The following is a 16411-nucleotide window of genomic DNA, read 5'->3' as shown; positions in this document are numbered from 1 at the left end:
TCTTTGACCGTCCGATCGCGGCCTTACGATGGGACGCATGACCGCTTCGCCTGGCCGCCGTGTCCTGCTCGCCGCCCCCCGTGGCTACTGCGCGGGTGTGGACCGCGCCGTGATCGCCGTCGAGAAAGCCCTGGAGCAGTACGGCGCTCCGGTGTACGTCCGGCACGAGATCGTCCACAACAAGTACGTCGTACAGACCCTGGAGAAGAAGGGCGCCATCTTCGTCGAGCGCACGGAGGAGGTCCCGCCGGGCAACATCGTCATGTTCTCGGCGCACGGCGTCGCCCCCGTCGTCCACGAGGAGGCCGCGCGCGGCAGGCTCGCCACCATCGACGCGACCTGCCCGCTGGTCACCAAGGTCCACAAGGAAGCCGTCCGGTTCGCCAACGAGGACTACGACATCCTCCTGATCGGGCACGAGGGCCACGAGGAGGTCATCGGCACCTCCGGCGAGGCCCCCGACCACATCACCCTCGTCGACGGCCCCGCGGACGTCGCCAAGGTCGAGGTCCGCGACGAGTCGAAGGTGGTCTGGCTCTCCCAGACGACCCTCTCGGTCGACGAGACGATGGAGACCGTCGACGCCCTCAAGGAGAAGTTCCCGCAGCTCATCTCCCCGCCCAGCGACGACATCTGCTACGCCACCCAGAACCGCCAGCTCGCCGTGAAGCAGATGGGCGCCGAGGCCGAGCTGGTCATCGTGGTCGGCTCCCGCAACTCCTCCAACTCCAAGCGGCTCGTCGAGGTCGCCAAGCTGGCCGGCTCCCGCGAGGCCTACCTCGTGGACTTCGCGAGCGAGATGGACGAGGCCTGGCTGGAGGGCGTGACCACGGTCGGCGTGACCTCGGGCGCCTCGGTGCCGGAGGTGCTGGTCGAGGAGGTCCTGGAGTGGCTGGCGCAGCGCGGCTACGGCGACGTGGAGCTGGTGAAGGCGGCCGAGGAGTCCATCACCTTCTCGCTGCCGAAGGAGCTGCGCCGGGACCTGCGCGAGGAGGCGGCGGCGCTGGTCGCGGAGCGCAAGGGGACCTCCCAGGCGTGACTGTCCGTCGTCCGTCGTAACGTAGGGCCATGCAGATCTTCGGCTTGGACATCGGCGGATCCGGGATCAAGGGCGCCCCTGTGGACCTGGACAAGGGCGACCTGGCGCAGGAGCGCCACAAAGTGCTCACCCCGCACCCGGCGACACCCGACGGCGTCGCCGACGGGGTGAAGGAGGTCGTGGACCACTTCGGGTGGACCGGCCCGGTCGGGCTGACCTTCCCGGGCGTGGTCACCGGCGGCTCCCACATCCGTACGGCCGCCAATGTCGACAAGAGCTGGATCGACACCGACGCGCGCGCGTTGTTCGGCGAGCGGCTCGGCGGGCTCCCGGTGACCGTGGTCAACGACGCGGACGCGGCGGGCGTCGCCGAGATGAACTTCGGCGCGGGCAAGGACCGCAAGGGCACCGTCATCCTGCTCACCTTCGGTACCGGCATCGGCAGCGCGGTCTTCGTCGACGGCGTCCTCGTCCCCAACACCGAGCTGGGGCACCTGGAGCTGCACGGCCACGACGCGGAGAAGAAGGCGTCCAGCAAGGCGCGGGAGGACGAGGAGCTCTCCTGGGAGCACTGGGCCCACCGGGTCCAGAAGTACCTCGCCCACGTCGAGATGCTCTTCTCGCCCGAGCTCTTCATCATCGGCGGCGGTGTCAGCCGCAAGGCCCAGAAGTTCCTGCCGCACATCGAGGGCATCCAGGCGGAGATCGTCCCGGCGCAGCTGCAGAACAACGCGGGGATCGTGGGGGCGGCGATGCACGCGGCCCACGGGTAGGCCGGGGCCGACGAGCCCGCGTGCCCCCGTCGTCGTACGGCGAGGCCGCTCCTCCGCGGGCGTCAGCGGACGAGGCAGCTCCTCCGCGGGCGTCAGCGGACGAGGCCGCTCCTCCGCGGGCGTCAGCGGGAGCGGCGCCGTACCAGGCGGATCCTGCGGACCAGTGCCACGAGGCCGGCGGCCAGGGTGCCGGCGTAGAGCCAGCCGGCCTGCGTGGCCAGGGCGGTGAACAGGCCCATCAGGCGGCCCGAGGTGCCGCCACCGCTGTCGGCGACGGGGACCAGCCCGGCGGCGAAGGCGATCGGGACGATGATCGGGGCGGTCAGCAGGTCGCCCCGGCGCAGCCAGACCGCCGTCAGCACACTCACCGGCACGAACAGCACCCCGTACGCCGTCAGCGACGAGCCGAACAGCAGCGCGCAGAGACAGCCGAGCAGGATCATCAGCGCCATGCAGAACAGGCCGCCGCCCAGCCCGGTGAGCCGGGGGTTCGGCAGCCGCCGCAGCGTCCGGACGACCGGCGGCGGGGGCCGGCGGACCACCGGCGGCCGACGCTCGCCGCGGGCCTGCGCGGGCAGCGGCGCTCCCGGCACTCCTGGTGCCGCGCGGCGCGTTCCGTTGTGCGGGGGGCGGGTCCTGTAGTGCTCCACTCGTCCAACCTAGGTCTGCTTATGTGTGGAATCGCCCCTCAGACACGCCGGGGGAAAGACCTTGGCCATGCGTTCGAGAGGCCCGCCGGGGCGGGGTGCGGCACGCCGTAGACTGGTGGATCGGCCCCCTGGCCGCCAGTCTCCTCACGTCTCCTCTCACGTACGGGAAGTCGCAACGTGTCGCTCACGATCGGAATCGTCGGCCTGCCGAATGTCGGCAAGTCGACCCTGTTCAACGCCCTGACCAAGAACGACGTGCTGGCGGCCAACTACCCGTTCGCCACGATCGAGCCCAACGTCGGCGTCGTGGGAGTTCCCGACCCGCGCCTCGCGAAACTGGCCGAGATCTTCTCCTCCCAGAAGATCCTCCCGGCGACCGTGGACTTCGTGGACATCGCGGGCATCGTGCGGGGCGCTTCGGAGGGTGAGGGCCTCGGCAACAAGTTCCTCGCGAACATCCGTGAGTCGGACGCGATTTGCCAGGTCATCCGCGCCTTCAAGGACGAGAACGTCGTGCACGTCGACGGCAAGGTCTCGCCGAAGGACGACATCGAGACGATCAACACCGAGCTGATCCTGGCCGACCTCCAGACCATCGAGAAGGTCCTGCCCCGCCTCCAGAAGGAGTCGCGGATCAAGAAGGACATCGCGCCGAAGGTCGCGGCCGTCGAGGCGGCGAAGGAGATCCTGGAGAAGGGCGACACGCTCTTCTCGGCGGGCATCGTCCAGGGCTCGGGCAACGAGGAACTCCTGCACGACCTGCACCTGCTGACCACCAAGCCCTTCCTGTACGTCTTCAACGTCGACGAGGACGAACTGGTCGACGAGGGCTTCAAGGAGGAGCAGCGCGCGCTGGTCGCCCCGGCCGAGGCGATCTTCCTGAACGCCAAGCTGGAGGCGGACCTCGCGGAGCTCGACGAGGAGGACGCCCTGGAACTCCTGGAGTCGGTCGGCGCCGAGGAGCCCGGCCTCGCCACCCTCGCCCGCGTCGGCTTCAACACCCTCGGCCTCCAGACCTACCTCACGGCCGGCCCCAAGGAATCCCGAGCCTGGACCATCAAGAAGGGCGCGACGGCCCCCGAGGCGGCCGGCGTGATCCACACGGACTTCCAGAAGGGCTTCATCAAGGCGGAGGTCATCTCCTTCGACGACCTGGTGGAAACCGGCTCGGTGGCGGAGGCCCGCGCGAAGGGGAAGGCGCGGATGGAGGGCAAAGAGTATGTGATGCAGGACGGGGATGTGGTGGAGTTCCGCTTCAATGTCTGACATTAAATTTCGATGTCAGGAGTTGAACTTCTTCTCCACTACGTCATTTACAGGGCATAGCTTACCAGTCCTGTCAAGTTGGCTTTAATCGGCCAGCGAATAGAGCGCCAATAGAGAAGGACCCTTACCAATCGGTGAGGGTCCTTACTCGTTATGGCTGAATCTGAACTCTTGCGCAAACCACATGGTAGTCAATCGTCTTGCCATTCACGTCAACCTGAGGGAATACGCCTCTTACGTTGAAGACTGTAGCTGTACCGTCTTCATTCGCGTAGATGATTTCCCCGGCTTTGTTCTTGATGCCGCCAATCTGGTCATCCAAGTCAGGGCGAAAAGGCATGAACAACTGAATCCAGCTCTCATTGACATAACTGCCCTGCTCTTGACGCAAGAACTTCTCAATTGATTGCCACGTTCTTACAGACCCGCCGGTTGCCCTTACGTTCCTTGGATTCTCATAGTCCCAAGTTGCATCGGGAAAACTACCGCTGTCGGGGTCCTGCTCTCCAAGAACAAACTTGTAGATGTCTGCGCGCATCTCATAGCGCTTCATAGCCATGAGTCTCACCAGTTCCACCACCTATCGCGCATCCATGCTGTTTGCATGTCCTGTCGCCATAGTTCCTTGCGGTAGTTGAATGGCTCTGATGAAACGACACGGCTTCTATGCCATGACAAGTTACCAATAGCCTTCTGAGCCATTGGAGCCAACCAAAGAGGCTTATCGCCAACAACCATCTTGTCATCACCGTGAGAGTAAGACTCCAAGTTTGGCTGTTCAAAGACAGACGTAGGGTCTTCCTCCATATAGGCACACTGGTAAGCCGTAGCCTTCTTCAACCAAATCAAATCGGTTGTGTCGGTTACTAGCTCTTCCGGTCTTCCTGAGGCTGTTTCAATGACTGCCTGAGCCTTCTTCAAGGTAGATAGGTCAACTGAAACCCCGGTGATTTCGTCAACGTCGCTAATACTTGCGTACATCCTTAGACCTCCAATCCTCTCTTGACCACTACTCGGATAGGAGTTGTGTAATCCGCCCCTGAAGCTGCCGTTAGCTTGAGAGCTAGACGGTAATCCCCCGGAACATCAAAGAGAGAAGTAACAGGCCATGTGAAAGTCACAATGCCGTTAGGGGAATCTGTGATTGCTGCGGTTCCTCCGGTACGCAAGACACCATCAGGACCGGACACAAGCAAAGAGGCACCCGAGTAAGCAGAGAGACTGCGGGCATTGCCGTTCTCATCCTGCACAGTGATTGATAGCTGTTCTACCGGCACACTGCCCGCCACATATTCAAGTGTGGTCATTATTCAATCTCCATTCGTAGAATCTTCCTCGGTAGCTCTAGAGCCAAAGCATTAGAGCCAAGGGTGAGGACTACCCTTTTGCGAGCAAGCGTCATAGCTAGCTCTGTGTACGTAGGAACGGCTGAGGGGGCGCGTGTGACGCTCCAACCCAACCCCCGGCCGATTGCCTTACCGGAAGCCGTAGAGACGCTCACAGGCTCACTGGGGGCCGTTCCGGGTGTCCGGCCGACGCTCCACCCGATACCCCTTGCCGTTGCTCTACCGGCCGCAATGCTTACGCTCATGAGACCTCAATCTCAAAGAGCCCTGAGCCGGAAGTGATTGCGCCTGAATCCGGGTCTGACTCAAAGAATGAGAACTGAATGGTGAAGTCCTCATTGGAGAGGCTTAGGGTTTCCCCTAGGTCCACATAGCCAATGAGAGGCTTACCGGTTGCAGTGTCGTCATAGACAACGGCCCATCGGACATTAGCCGTTAGGCCAGTCCAAGTAACGTCGTCGGCATCCATCTTCATCTTGTATGAGGCGTAAGACAGAGCCTTATTCGCTAGGGCTTGACCCCCTGCCGTATAGCCCGTGCCGGAAACCTCATTAGGGCTCACGGTTGACCATGCACCCTGAGTATTGCGGTTAGGCGTATAGCCCGGACCGACTAGAGCAATCTTGATTGTGTCGGTAGGGACATTGATTTGCCCACTGAACGCCTTAGCGAACACTGAGCCATAGAAGTACGTGTTAAGTGCCATAGTTCATTGCTCCTTTCATGGAAGAAGGGGCAGAGAGCCGAAACCCTCTGCCCCCTCACTCGGAACCAATCCCCTTAAGGATTAGGCTCCTGCCGTAACCTCAAGAATTCCGAATGCCTCTGGACGCATTACAGCGAATCCACGGCGGGCACGAACCTTGAGAATCTTCTCATCGGAACGGAACTCCTCACCAATCATTGACTCTGGACCTGAACGCACACCCAAGGTAAGGAACTGGCGATTACCCACAACAAGAAGCGCATTACCGCTAGGCGCGTCAGTAGCAGTCGCAGAGGTCTTTAGACCGTAAGAGAACTGAACTGGAACATCGAAGAGAGTTGCAGGAGTACCGGCAAGACCCTCTACAAAGATTGGGTGACCGTCTGTGCCCTTGATTCCACGGAATGCACTCTTGAACACAGGGTGAGCCATAACGATGGTGTCGGCGTCATTTGCATAGTCGCCACCCTCGTAAATACCGAAAGCCTCTGAGAGCTTGTCATAAGTGACAGCACCCGCAGTAACCAACTTCTGACCAGAGCCAGCAGCCTTGTAAAGAGAGGTGAACGGAACGGTTGTGCCGTTCTCGGTACCCGTGCAAGCAATAGCGGCATTGTCTAGCTTACGTGCGTAAGAGACTGCCCACTCATTCTGATAACCCGCGATGACATCTGCGAGAGTGTCGTCTAGGTCTTCCTCCGCAATGGTGAAGGTCTTACCGAACTTCCTTGTGCGAAGAGTTACAACGTCATTCGTTGGCTCACCATCGGTGTAGTCAGTTCCCTTAGGGATGACGTCAACGCTTACCGCTCCCATACGGGGAACCTCAAGCGTTTCTGAACCCATTACCTTGCGCTTAGCAAGAGCCTCAACGGCAGAGTTCTGATTTACGCGTGTGACTACTTCTGAGTCATACTCCTCCGGAATCCACGCATCGACATTATTACGTGCCATTTTTAGTTATTCTCCAATTAAATTTAGTTGTCCGGGAACACCTCCGAAGAAATGGCCCGCAGGTGTTCCAAGACACCCAATTAAGTTGTTATTCTTTTGTTTATCGAATATCCGAGCCGGCTCGGGAATTCAATTGTTCATCTTTAGCTCTTTAGTGCATCGGCAAGAGCGTCAGCAGAAGTCTTAGGCTTATTGGATACCGGCCGCTTATCAGCCGCATCCCCACCGCCGGAAACTCGCTTAGTAACCCCGAATAGTTCGGGGAGGTCTGTCTTTAGCGCTTCAAGCTGTTCGGTAAGCCCCTCAAGCTCTCCTGTGTCCGTCACGGTCACCTGTGAGAAGTCGAGATACTTAGCCACCTTGGAGTTGGTCAAGCCTGCCTCTGAGAGTGTCTTCTCAGCCAATAGGCGGGTTGCTAGACCCCGGTAGGTGTTCCTCTGCTCTCTGTGCTTCAAAGCCTCTGTGTTGGCCTTCTGTAGGGCCGCCTCCATAGCGGCAATATCGTTTGGTCGTTCCTGTGTGTCTTCCATTACTTGTTTTCCTCCGTCGCGGTATCTATTGGTGTGATGGAAATGGTTACCTTGTAACCCAATCTTTCAAAGCGGGTAGCTGCCTGCTGTAGCTCATCAAGAGCGCGCTTCTTTCCTAGCTCAGCCTGTAGCTCTCTAATCTTTGCTTCTACTTCCTCATTCATGCTGCCTTCTCATACGGGTTATCCGGAACCCCCGCCGTATCTGGCTGCAAGTCGTGAGAGTCGTTCTCTCCCGGAATCTGATTACCGGGCTGAATGGCAAGGTTGGTTGTCATGTTCCACGATTCGATTAGGGCCGTGTCGTATCCGATTTCCGAAGCGACCTGCTCAGGTGGAATGCCAATCTGAACCTTAAGGCGGGCAATCTCCATTGCTTCCTTGGTGTCGAATGTCTCTACAGGCTTCCAATGAACCTGTACGTCTTCCTTGAACCCTCCGTCACGGAGAATGAAAGAGAAGACCTCTCGCCACGTAGCACCAAAGGAGTTCTGTCGAGTGCGTACCTTCTTTACTAGGGGTGCCTCTGCCGTTCTTAGGGCCTCTCCGGACGGGATGTTTCCCGTAGGCTCAAAGTAATGCAGTGGCGTCGCCGTAGTGCTAGCCATAGAGCGGATGTAAGCCTTGAAAGGCTCAAGGAAGGTGGCAGGGTCGGCCGCCTTGAATTCCTTGACATCATCAATGCCCTTGAGAATGGCTGTAGTACCCGGCTGATTGGAAATCTCCGCTGTCTCAGCACTGTTCCCAAAGTCGGCGCTTTCAGAGGAACCCTCTCGCGCAAGAGCGATTCTCTGCGGGAAGCCGTGGAAATCGGCGCTAGCCATCTGCATAACGACTAGCTTGTTAATCATGTCCTGAGCCCCATACGCGTTTAGGTGCTCTGGCTTACCCTTTGGCCTTTCAGTGCGGAAGTGGAACACAGGCATTTCGCCTAGTCCGTGCTTCATAACTCCATTGGCGTCCGTCGTCTCATCAACGAACGGGACAAAGTCCGAATCCTTAGGAGTGTGAGGGAGTCTTTCCCCAAGACTGATGTACTTCTCTAGGCGGTCGGCGTAGTAGAGGTTTACGCGAGTCCTGGTCTTGCCATCAGAATTGGTGATTTCCCAGACCTTAGCGCCAACGCGCTTAAGTCGGGGGTTCTCCTCATCGTAAAGAACAACAGTAGTTAGAGGAGAGTTGTAATAGACCTGTAGGACATCGTCCATAGGCCAAACAATGAGATAGGCGTCACCATAAATAAGAGCGTTCTTGTGAATCTCCCCAACCTCTAGGGTCAATTCATTAGAAGCCCATACCCTGTCGAGATAGCTACCGGCTTCATCGCTTACGGCCGATACAGAGGCAATCTCTAGGCGGTTATTCACCGTATCAACGGGTGTTGCTGCAAAGTTGAGGCGGAACCGATTAACGGTCTTCCTCAAAGCACGCTTAATAGCCGCCGTTGTATAGACTTCTTCGGCGGTTCCTTCGTAATACTCTTCTGCGGTCTGGTATTCGTTTCTCCTATCGAGAATCTCATTAACCGCTAGGGTTAGGTCTGTCATAGTGTTTGTGTTTGTACCTCTTACTCAGAGTATAGCAAATATCCTTTCTAATTCATAATTGATAAGCCGAGCCGGCTCGGATATTGAATTTCTTTATCCGAGCACGTTCGGCCGCTTCTCAGATATAGCTCTGAGACTTAATGCTTACCTTTACTTGTGGCTTACCGAGGAAGTACAGAACCCCGGTACAGACAGCATCAACAACGTCGTCATGAGTGACCCGAGGAAAGGCAAACATCTGAGTCTCAAGCGTGTTGAAGTGGGCTTCATGGAAGACTTTTCCCCGCTGGTAGAAGTCAAGAGCCTGAGTTGCCCTAGCCTCCTTAGCCCCTACCGCCCTCTCTAGGCGGAGCCTTGCCGGAATGCCGTCAAACACGGACTTCCATACGTCTCCACCCTGGTTACTCTCGACTAGCACCACCTTTGCCCCGTAAGCCTTGCAGAGGTCTGACACAAGGTCTCTAAGCTCAGGACCGGGCGTAATCTTGTGCTGTTCCGCATAGCGCACATAGAGAAAGCCATCATCGTTACCCTCATGGTCCAAGCCTCTGGACATAGCCACTAGGCCCGTATAGTCGCTTCTCTTCTTTGTGGTAACCGCAGGGTCAACGACAAGGAGAGTGTTTCCATAACCCCCGGCAGGCTCACCAATCCGGATATCCTCAAACTGCCAATAGGCAGCATCAACAGATACCGGCCGGTTCATGAGGTTCATAGCAAAGGCGCGAGTATGCCGGTAAGCATTGATGTAATCCATAGACCAGAACTCAGGCCATAGAGAACGTTCCGAGCCATCAGCATTCTTGAGAACAACCGGGTAATAGTGAACCCTAATCCGCTCATCAAGTACCCAACGCAAGTCAGGGTCTAGAGACTCATAAAACTCAGGGTCCGAAATTTTCAAATTTTGTGTATTTGAAAAGGGTGTAGATATAGGGCTATTCGAATCGAATTCATTAGTACCGCTTTTAAGAAGCCCATTAGAATAACCAGGGATTTCAGGGAATTCGGATTCCCTGAAATCCCTTAGCCTTTCCTCAACCATTCTCATTTGGTCAATGATTGAGCCGGGCATTGTTGTAGTTCCTGCAAAGACCACACGGGCCTTAATGTTCATAGGGAAGATGTCGTTAAGGACAGTTCCCTTACGCTTCAATGCTTCATTCTCCGAGTAGTTAGCCTCACCCGGTTCAATGTCATCAAAGAGCAAGAGGTCTGGTCTTTGATTACCAATCTTCATGCCGAGAGTCTTTGAGTCTGCACCCTTAGCAACAAAGGCAAAGCCGTTAGCCTGAATGATTAGGTCACGAGACTGAGAGACAGCAGAGTTCTTGCGGTTACCGACAAGAGGACTGCATAGCTCTGGAAAGTCCCTGGACAGACGCTCATTGGTGTCTAGCTCTGTCTTGAACGTCTGTAGGTGTACCTCAGCCTGAGAGGCAGAGTCAGCAAAGGCAGCAACGAACCTGATGTGTCCGTGAGCCGCACCCCACAAAGGCAAGAGAGTGAATAGCCATGTGCTCTTGCCTCCATTCCTTGGGGCAATGAATGCGTCTCTACTCTCCATCTCCTTAGTGATTGGCTTAGTCCATGTCTCTGCGTACTCACATAGAGAGGAATGGAATTCACTAAGGCTCATAACCCCCGTATCATTGGTGATGTGGTGGTCTAGATACAAAAGGACAAAGAGAAGCGGGTTAGTCCGTGTCTGCCTAATCCTGCCTTCTCGTGTACCTAGGTCTTGCTTTACCTCCTTTGGGAGACTTCTTACATATTCATTTAGTTTCATGGTTGTTGTCCTGGTTTCTTCCTTCCCTTGTAAAACCCCTGGTCAGAGGCTTGATGTCAGACGTTGGCAGTCAACCTGTGACGTGCTCTTGCCGACACAGACTTTGTACTGCGGTTTGTACCAATACCCCGAGGCCGGCAAATACCCTGCTACAAATGGTGCTACAAAGAAGGGCTGTACGCCTTTCTCCGGGGTTGGCTATGCCTGTGGCTCTCTCTGTCCGGCGGGGTTGTGGTCGTTGCTCTCAAGTGCCTTCAAGAGCCCTGAGAAGACCTCTCCATCGGATGAGGCTTCCTCGGTAGTCGTTCGGTTGGTTGTCTTGCCCTGAATGACCCTTTGCTTATCAATGGCCTTAGTTAGCCCATCTACAGTCTTCTTGAGGTCATCTGCGTTCAAGTCAGCCGTTCTGTCTAGCAAGTCCATAGCTCTATCGATTGCTACCTGTAGAGCCTCCATGTGCTCATCATCCCCATACCAATCTCTATGTGCTGCGGCACGGCTCTTGAGTTCATCTAGGCTGACATCAACCCCGAATTCCTTTGCCCACTTGTTTGCGGTGTTCCATGACTTTGGATAGCCAAGCTCACGCATTGCCCTAGGGTGTCCTAGTTCCTGAGCTAGTTCTAGGTATGTCTCTTTTGCTTCCTTTGTGTATTCCTGCATTTTTTCCATTTACGAACACGCGAGACCCAGGTATTACGTTATTCAGTGCTTTCTCTAGAGTCTTCTAGCCAAAGCAGAGTGTTAATCACTCGGGTTACTCTTACCCTGTTTACTTGTAGCTCTCTGGCTACCTGCTTAGGGTCTAGCTTCTCGCCCTTTCGTATCCTTTCTTTGAGTGTGTCTATCTCTGAGAGGAGTAGTTCTCTCTCGTATTCTCTTGGTCCGGTCATTGTCTCCTCTCTAACCCGCCGTTTTTCTTCATTTCCAACTAGCTTGTGCGTCATATCAATGAGGCCCTATAAGAAGACCCCGGTAGCCAAGGAGAAGAGCCTAGCCAGTTGGCATAACTACCGGGGTCAACCACATTAGGAGTGTGTACAACAAACAAGGAGAAGAACTCACCGTTGTTCTACTCTTTGAGTATAAGGGATATCCCTTCCTAATTCAACTATTCTTGTTCTTTCTGTACCAGTCTCTAGCCCTTTTACGGTAGACCTCTTTGCCTTCTTCCGTAGAGGACAGTTCCTTGTACCTGTCAGCGTGATAGTCGGGGTTCTTCTTAAGCCATCTGTCGTAATATTCCTTAGCGCACTTCTTGCACTTGTCTTGCAACCCGCCGCTTTTTGTCTTGTTCTTGTTGAACTCTCTTACTGGCTTGCTCTTCTTGCAAGCGGTACATGTCTTCTTCTCTGTCACTTCTTCTTAATCTCAATGATGTATTGAGACCCTTCCTTTCGTCCTAGTTCTAGACCCTTCTTCTTACCGGCAAAGTATGCGATGAGTACGGCAATGAGGCAGATAATCAGGGTTTCCACGGTTCTCCTTTTAAGTAGACCCGCCCGGAATCTCCGGACGGGTGCTGTCACTTCATACGGCTAAGACTCTTATTGATGGTGCCCTTAGTAATCTCTGTGCCCTTGACGGCTGAGACCTTCTCTCTCAGGGCTTCTCTGTCGGTCACTCCTGAGTCATGGAACAGAGCAACCAACTTGGCAATGCTCATGTCTCCCGAGACTTCCGGGAACGTCTTCTCAAGGCTCTTGGCTGTCGTCTTGTCTTTTAGGTCCTGAGAGGCTGTCTCAGGCTGTCTCAGAGGCTCTGAGGTGGTGTCCTGGTCTGTGTCGTCCGGCAGCTCCTGTGTCGGCACAGAGCGAGACACCGTGTCCTCAAGCCGAGACAGCAGCACTAGACGGAATCCCTTAAGCGTCTTCCTTGGGAACATCAGCCAAGACAGCTTGCCGAATACCGGCATAGCCTCTGCGACACGTCCTCTCTCCCTAAGCGACTGTCGGTGTTCCCACTTGAGCCCTAGCTCAAAGAGGACACCCGCAATGACAGGTGGGGCACCAAAGAGGACTTGTCCGGCCAACCCATAACCGAGCATCTGTGCATGGCTTACGTTCAAGAAGACTGATACGGCAATGAGCGCGTATGTCATCAGTCTTGGTCCCGCGCCACTGTCGGGACTTCTCGCGTACTTACTCGCTAGGTCTGCGGTTACTAGTGCCGCACCATCAAAGGCCAGTGAGATACCCCAAGCTAGATACTCGGGTACTCCATAACTGATTGCCAGGGTGGAAAGGCTCCACCAGGACAAGGCCAGTGCTACCAAAAGCACTAGTCCAAACGCTGTCTTGCTTGTCTTACTCAATGTCTTCATGTTCTTACACTCCTATGTGTTGTTGTCTCCCTTCTCGGGATAGCTTGAGGACACTTTGTCTTGTGTCCTCTTGGGTGGTTAGTTATCCAAACCCGCCACGATTGCCATGAACTCTTCGTGTTCATCGTAGATGTTGCTAACCATCATCTTTAGATAATCCGCGCCTAGCTCTCTCTGGTCTTCTTCTAGACAGTCCAGAAACGCGGCTACCTTTTCCTTCAAGTTCTCTAGTGCTTCCTGCTTATTCATTCTCTTTCCAATCTTCTCTGTCGCCTGCGGCGCACACTCCCTATCGGTCGTGTTCTCTAGTCTTCTTACTTACTAGCAAGGAAGGATGGTGACCCTTCTCCCTTTGCTATCAGTTGTTTGATTCTTACTTAGGGGCTTTAGCCCCTCCGCCCGTAGGGCGGTTAACTTATTCTTTAAAAGCTTGTTTGTTTTTAGGCATACTTCAACAGGGGGAGGCAATCGGTAGTTAGTCGATTGGGTCTGACTTCATTCAGGGACGCCCGTCATGCCATGCGGTCGCTGTTCAAATCCCTGTCCCGGTCCTGCTAAGGACCCTCCCCGTTCCTGCCATTTCGGGGTGACACACAAGAGGTTCGTTACTAGGAGAACAATCCCGCCTCTTGCCGTATCCACTAAGCGCCTTAGGCTAGCTCTTAGCGGCGCGCTTCCATTGCGTGCAATGGTCGCCCTGTCAGACCTGCTTAGGGTTTTAGGCAAAAGAAAAACCCCCCGGTTGTGGCAGCAACCGAGGGGTTATATGAAGACTTAGAGTCTAAGCTTAAGGTCTTTGGGTTCTCCTCACGTCTGCCAACGTTTCCGAACTACTTATAGTGTATCACGCCAGAGCCTTTATGTCTACTTATGAAGGCCGCCCGGCGGGCTTCTCTGGTGTTTTTCTTTGATGTATCCATCATAACATCCGTGTCAAGTCTCTCTTTGTTTAGCTAGGCTTTTGTATAAAGCCATTGAATTTCAGCCGGCCCGGATATGCCGGGTTAATTAAATAAGCCCGTCAGACATTTTCTGAGCCCCTTCTCTAAGGGTGTCTGCTACTCTCTTGGCTCCAACCCAACGACTAGGGGGCAACCAATGGCAACTAAGGCTGAGCCGGTAGGCAGTGACCAGGCTGGAAAGCCGGGCGTTCAGGAAGTCATCACCAACATTCCGAACGTGGGAGAGGTGAAGGCGTACTTCAAGGTTGAGACCGTTGACGACCTTGACGAGAAGACGACGGAAGACATTCAGACTCTCCGCCTCACCGTTCCGCAGGAGAGGGAACAAGAGGTAGTCGCCACAGACGAGAACGGCGAACCCCTCAAGAATGAGGACGGCTCAGACAAGCTCACCACTGAAAAGGTGTGGGCTTACCCTGCCCTTGAAATCGACTTGGGCAAGGCAAGCCGAGACAAGCTCTTGAAGGCTCTTGAGCCGTTCGTGAGCAAGGCACGAGAAAGCAAGACTCAGCCGGTTGCCACTCAGACGACGTTCACCGCGTCTAAGTCCACTTCTCCCCATGACCTGAACGCCATTCGGGCATGGGCAAAGAATGCCGGGCATGAGGTTGCCGACAAGGGCCGGATTGCCGCAAAGGTCATTGAGGCGTACTACACCAGCACGGGCAAGACCAACCCTGAAAAGGGCTAGCCCAAAGACACGGCTTCTCTAGCGTGTTCCTTGAGCCAATCCGGGGCGTCTCGCTCAATGACTCTTAGAGCACCTTTGAGCCTAGCCCTACTGCGTGACGATGCGACGCTTTCCAGGATGACACCAATCCGGGAAAGCGTCGTTTCGCTTTCCCGCCATGCTCCTACTTGTGCCAAAGCTGTTAGCTCAGCAACCGAGTAGTACAGAGCACCCCGACCATTGGGCTTGACTAGCTCATTGGCTCTCTGCAAGTGCGGTAGCGCTCCCTTGTAGTCACCCAAGGAAATAAGCGCTTCTCCTCTATGGCCAATGACTTCCATCTCATCAACCCACCAAGCCCACTGAGGGTCACGGTTGCTGATGGAGTCCTGTAGAGCCCCCTGAGCCCTCTCTACGGCGTCCAGAGCCCTTGTCCGGTCCCCAGCGAGGGCAAGAGCCCTAGCGTGCCTCACACGGCCTAGGAGAGCCACACGGCCCGGCACCCGAGGATTGGTCATCAGCTCTTCTGAGATACGGAGAGCTTCACCAGGGTTGCCGTTCTGTACGTCTTGCATAGCCAGCATGTCTAGGGCGAACCAGTTCATTGCCTTATCGCCTGCCAACTCTGACAAGTGGCGGGATTCCATGAAGGCTTGTCTAGCTTCCTCTTGCCTATTGGCATCAAAGAGAAGCCAACCGGCTACCTCTGCAATCTCGGCTACGTCTGCAAGCCTTCTCTTGTCCTCATAGCTGGAAAGCTTCTTCTGTTCGGCTTTCCATACCTGCTTAGCCGCAGAAGCCACATGGTCCCCGCCATGCCTATTGTCGTGCTCAAGGAAGTGAGCAACGGCATTGCGCACATAGTCATTAGGGGAAGGCTGTTCAATGCGGGCGGGTTCTCTAAGCTTGTCGGCAAGCTGGGTACCCCAAAGCCTATCCAGAGTCTTAGCCAAGTCTATTGAGGGCTTCTGCTTGCCACTCAAGACACGAGAGATAAAGGAAACGTCATAGTGAGCGGCTTTAGCGAGTGCTCTAAGGCTCATGCCTCTTGAGTCAATCTCGGCTTTCACTGCCTTAGAGAAGTCACTCACCGCAACCCCCGTGCTGTTGACTGTTTCAGTCAACAGTCTATCAACGCAGGTCAACAACACCCATGCGCGTTACGGGCGTTGGATGTTGTAGGAGCGGCCCGGCAACCGCGCAACCGGCTACCGGGCCTACGTCCACGCTGACAGGAGCGCAGACCCATGCAGCATATCGAGAACGGCCGGGGGTGCCTGTGACGATGGCCCCGGAACGGAACAATGAGGCAGCAGAGGTCAAGGAGTGGGGTTGGTCGCAGCAGCCTGCCTGTGTGCCCCTCTCTCGAAAGGTCTTCCGTAAGTGGCTGGCTAAGGTCAATGCCGACCACTACGAGGAAGACGCAACTCTGTGCTTCATGGAGTTGTTGACCAACGCCATTCGGATTCCCTCTCCTTCTGGCCTCACAGAGACTAAGTGGCTTCTCTTTGAGGACAAGCTGAGGATTGAGGTAAAGGACTACTCCGATGAAGCCCCTTGGGCTTCTAATCCCGGTCCCGACTCAGAAAACGGCAGGGGCTTAATCCTGGTTCACCTGCTTGCCGACAAGTGGGGCTATGACCACTGCACCTTCATTGGTGAAGATGGTTTCGTTCCTGGCAAGTGGGTTTGGTTCGAGCTTCACAAGTAGTCCAGACAAGCAAGAGGCCCGGTTACCAGTCAAGGTAACCGGGCCTCTGTGTTGCCCCTCTAAGGCTCTGTGTTGGCTTCTAAGAGCCTCTGAGCCGTCCTAGGTCTCTGAGTACCCCCGGAACCTCCTAGAGCCTCTGAGAGCTT

At 55.7% G+C, this 16411-nt stretch carries 18 protein-coding genes; 5 read left to right on the top strand and 13 right to left on the bottom strand.

Annotated elements, in window-relative coordinates; translation table 11 throughout:
- Nucleotides 1-37: 37 nt before the first annotated feature.
- Nucleotides 38-1039, top strand: coding sequence for a 4-hydroxy-3-methylbut-2-enyl diphosphate reductase (locus tag OHN19_RS14985; protein WP_330264669.1), 1002 nt, complete (start codon nucleotides 38-40; stop codon nucleotides 1037-1039).
- 29 nt (nucleotides 1040-1068) lie between these two features.
- Nucleotides 1069-1812: a polyphosphate--glucose phosphotransferase gene (gene ppgK, locus OHN19_RS14980; protein ID WP_330264668.1), complete on the top strand. Its 744-nt coding sequence runs from the start codon at nucleotides 1069-1071 to the stop codon at nucleotides 1810-1812.
- Nucleotides 1813-1934: 122 nt separating this feature from the next.
- Here ppgK and OHN19_RS14975 read toward each other — a convergent pair whose 3' ends face one another.
- Complete coding sequence (locus OHN19_RS14975; protein ID WP_330264667.1) at nucleotides 1935-2462, bottom strand: DUF6542 domain-containing protein; 528 nt, start codon at nucleotides 2460-2462, stop codon at nucleotides 1935-1937.
- Nucleotides 2463-2639: 177 nt separating this feature from the next.
- On the opposite strand from OHN19_RS14975, the gene ychF reads away from it, so the two are divergent.
- Nucleotides 2640-3728: a redox-regulated ATPase YchF gene (ychF, locus tag OHN19_RS14970; protein WP_330264666.1), complete on the top strand. Its 1089-nt coding sequence runs from the start codon at nucleotides 2640-2642 to the stop codon at nucleotides 3726-3728.
- Nucleotides 3729-3879: 151 nt separating this feature from the next.
- Here ychF and OHN19_RS14965 read toward each other — a convergent pair whose 3' ends face one another.
- The 11 genes from OHN19_RS14965 to OHN19_RS14915 form a co-directional block, all read right to left on the bottom strand.
- Complete coding sequence (locus OHN19_RS14965; RefSeq protein ID WP_330264665.1) at nucleotides 3880-4281, bottom strand: hypothetical protein; 402 nt, start codon at nucleotides 4279-4281, stop codon at nucleotides 3880-3882.
- Between the two features lie 11 nt (nucleotides 4282-4292).
- Nucleotides 4293-4709 (bottom strand): hypothetical protein, encoded by a 417-nt coding sequence (locus OHN19_RS14960; RefSeq protein WP_330264664.1) that lies wholly within the window; start codon nucleotides 4707-4709, stop codon nucleotides 4293-4295.
- A 606-nt stretch (nucleotides 4710-5315) separates the two neighbouring features.
- Nucleotides 5316-5780 carry a hypothetical protein gene (locus tag OHN19_RS14955; protein WP_330264663.1) on the bottom strand — a complete coding sequence of 155 codons (465 nt, stop codon included), beginning with the start codon at nucleotides 5778-5780 and terminating at the stop codon, nucleotides 5316-5318.
- A gap of 81 nt (nucleotides 5781-5861) precedes the next feature.
- Nucleotides 5862-6734, bottom strand: a complete 873-nt coding sequence (locus OHN19_RS14950; RefSeq protein WP_330264662.1) for a phage major capsid protein — start codon at nucleotides 6732-6734, stop codon at nucleotides 5862-5864.
- A gap of 143 nt (nucleotides 6735-6877) precedes the next feature.
- A complete protein-coding gene (locus tag OHN19_RS14945; RefSeq protein WP_330264661.1) occupies nucleotides 6878-7264 on the bottom strand; it encodes a hypothetical protein in 387 nt (128 codons plus the stop codon).
- Nucleotides 7264-7428: a hypothetical protein gene (locus OHN19_RS14940; protein ID WP_330264660.1), complete on the bottom strand. Its 165-nt coding sequence runs from the start codon at nucleotides 7426-7428 to the stop codon at nucleotides 7264-7266. Before OHN19_RS14940 ends, OHN19_RS14945 begins: the two co-directional genes overlap by 1 nt.
- Nucleotides 7425-8810, bottom strand: a complete 1386-nt coding sequence (locus tag OHN19_RS14935) for a phage portal protein (RefSeq protein ID WP_330264659.1) — start codon at nucleotides 8808-8810, stop codon at nucleotides 7425-7427. The genes OHN19_RS14940 and OHN19_RS14935 overlap by 4 nt, the downstream gene beginning before the upstream one ends.
- Before the next feature lie 118 nt (nucleotides 8811-8928).
- Complete coding sequence (locus tag OHN19_RS14930; protein WP_330264658.1) at nucleotides 8929-10599, bottom strand: hypothetical protein; 1671 nt, start codon at nucleotides 10597-10599, stop codon at nucleotides 8929-8931.
- 198 nt (nucleotides 10600-10797) lie between these two features.
- Nucleotides 10798-11271: a hypothetical protein gene (locus tag OHN19_RS14925; RefSeq protein WP_330264657.1), complete on the bottom strand. Its 474-nt coding sequence runs from the start codon at nucleotides 11269-11271 to the stop codon at nucleotides 10798-10800.
- Nucleotides 11272-11706: 435 nt separating this feature from the next.
- Complete coding sequence (locus OHN19_RS14920; RefSeq protein ID WP_330264656.1) at nucleotides 11707-11958, bottom strand: hypothetical protein; 252 nt, start codon at nucleotides 11956-11958, stop codon at nucleotides 11707-11709.
- A 166-nt stretch (nucleotides 11959-12124) separates the two neighbouring features.
- A complete protein-coding gene (locus OHN19_RS14915) occupies nucleotides 12125-12922 on the bottom strand; it encodes a DUF2637 domain-containing protein (protein ID WP_330264655.1) in 798 nt (265 codons plus the stop codon).
- Between the two features lie 1098 nt (nucleotides 12923-14020).
- On the opposite strand from OHN19_RS14915, the gene OHN19_RS14910 reads away from it, so the two are divergent.
- Nucleotides 14021-14575, top strand: a complete 555-nt coding sequence (locus OHN19_RS14910; protein WP_330264654.1) for an Lsr2 dimerization domain-containing protein — start codon at nucleotides 14021-14023, stop codon at nucleotides 14573-14575.
- Here OHN19_RS14910 and OHN19_RS14905 read toward each other — a convergent pair.
- Nucleotides 14572-15678: a helix-turn-helix transcriptional regulator gene (locus OHN19_RS14905; RefSeq protein ID WP_330264653.1), complete on the bottom strand. Its 1107-nt coding sequence runs from the start codon at nucleotides 15676-15678 to the stop codon at nucleotides 14572-14574. The two genes, OHN19_RS14910 and OHN19_RS14905, sit on opposite strands and share 4 nt — an antisense overlap.
- Before the next feature lie 161 nt (nucleotides 15679-15839).
- Between OHN19_RS14905 and OHN19_RS14900 the strand changes: the two genes are divergently transcribed.
- The gene (locus OHN19_RS14900; RefSeq protein ID WP_330269617.1) at nucleotides 15840-16265 is read left to right on the top strand and encodes an ATP-binding protein; all 426 of its coding nucleotides are present in this window, start codon (nucleotides 15840-15842) and stop codon (nucleotides 16263-16265) included.
- Nucleotides 16266-16411 lie beyond the last annotated feature (146 nt).

It is taken from the genome of Streptomyces griseorubiginosus, from assembly GCF_036345115.1.
GTDB classification, from domain to species: domain Bacteria; phylum Actinomycetota; class Actinomycetes; order Streptomycetales; family Streptomycetaceae; genus Streptomyces; species Streptomyces griseorubiginosus_C.
This window is presented reverse-complemented; position numbering and strand designations above follow the sequence as displayed.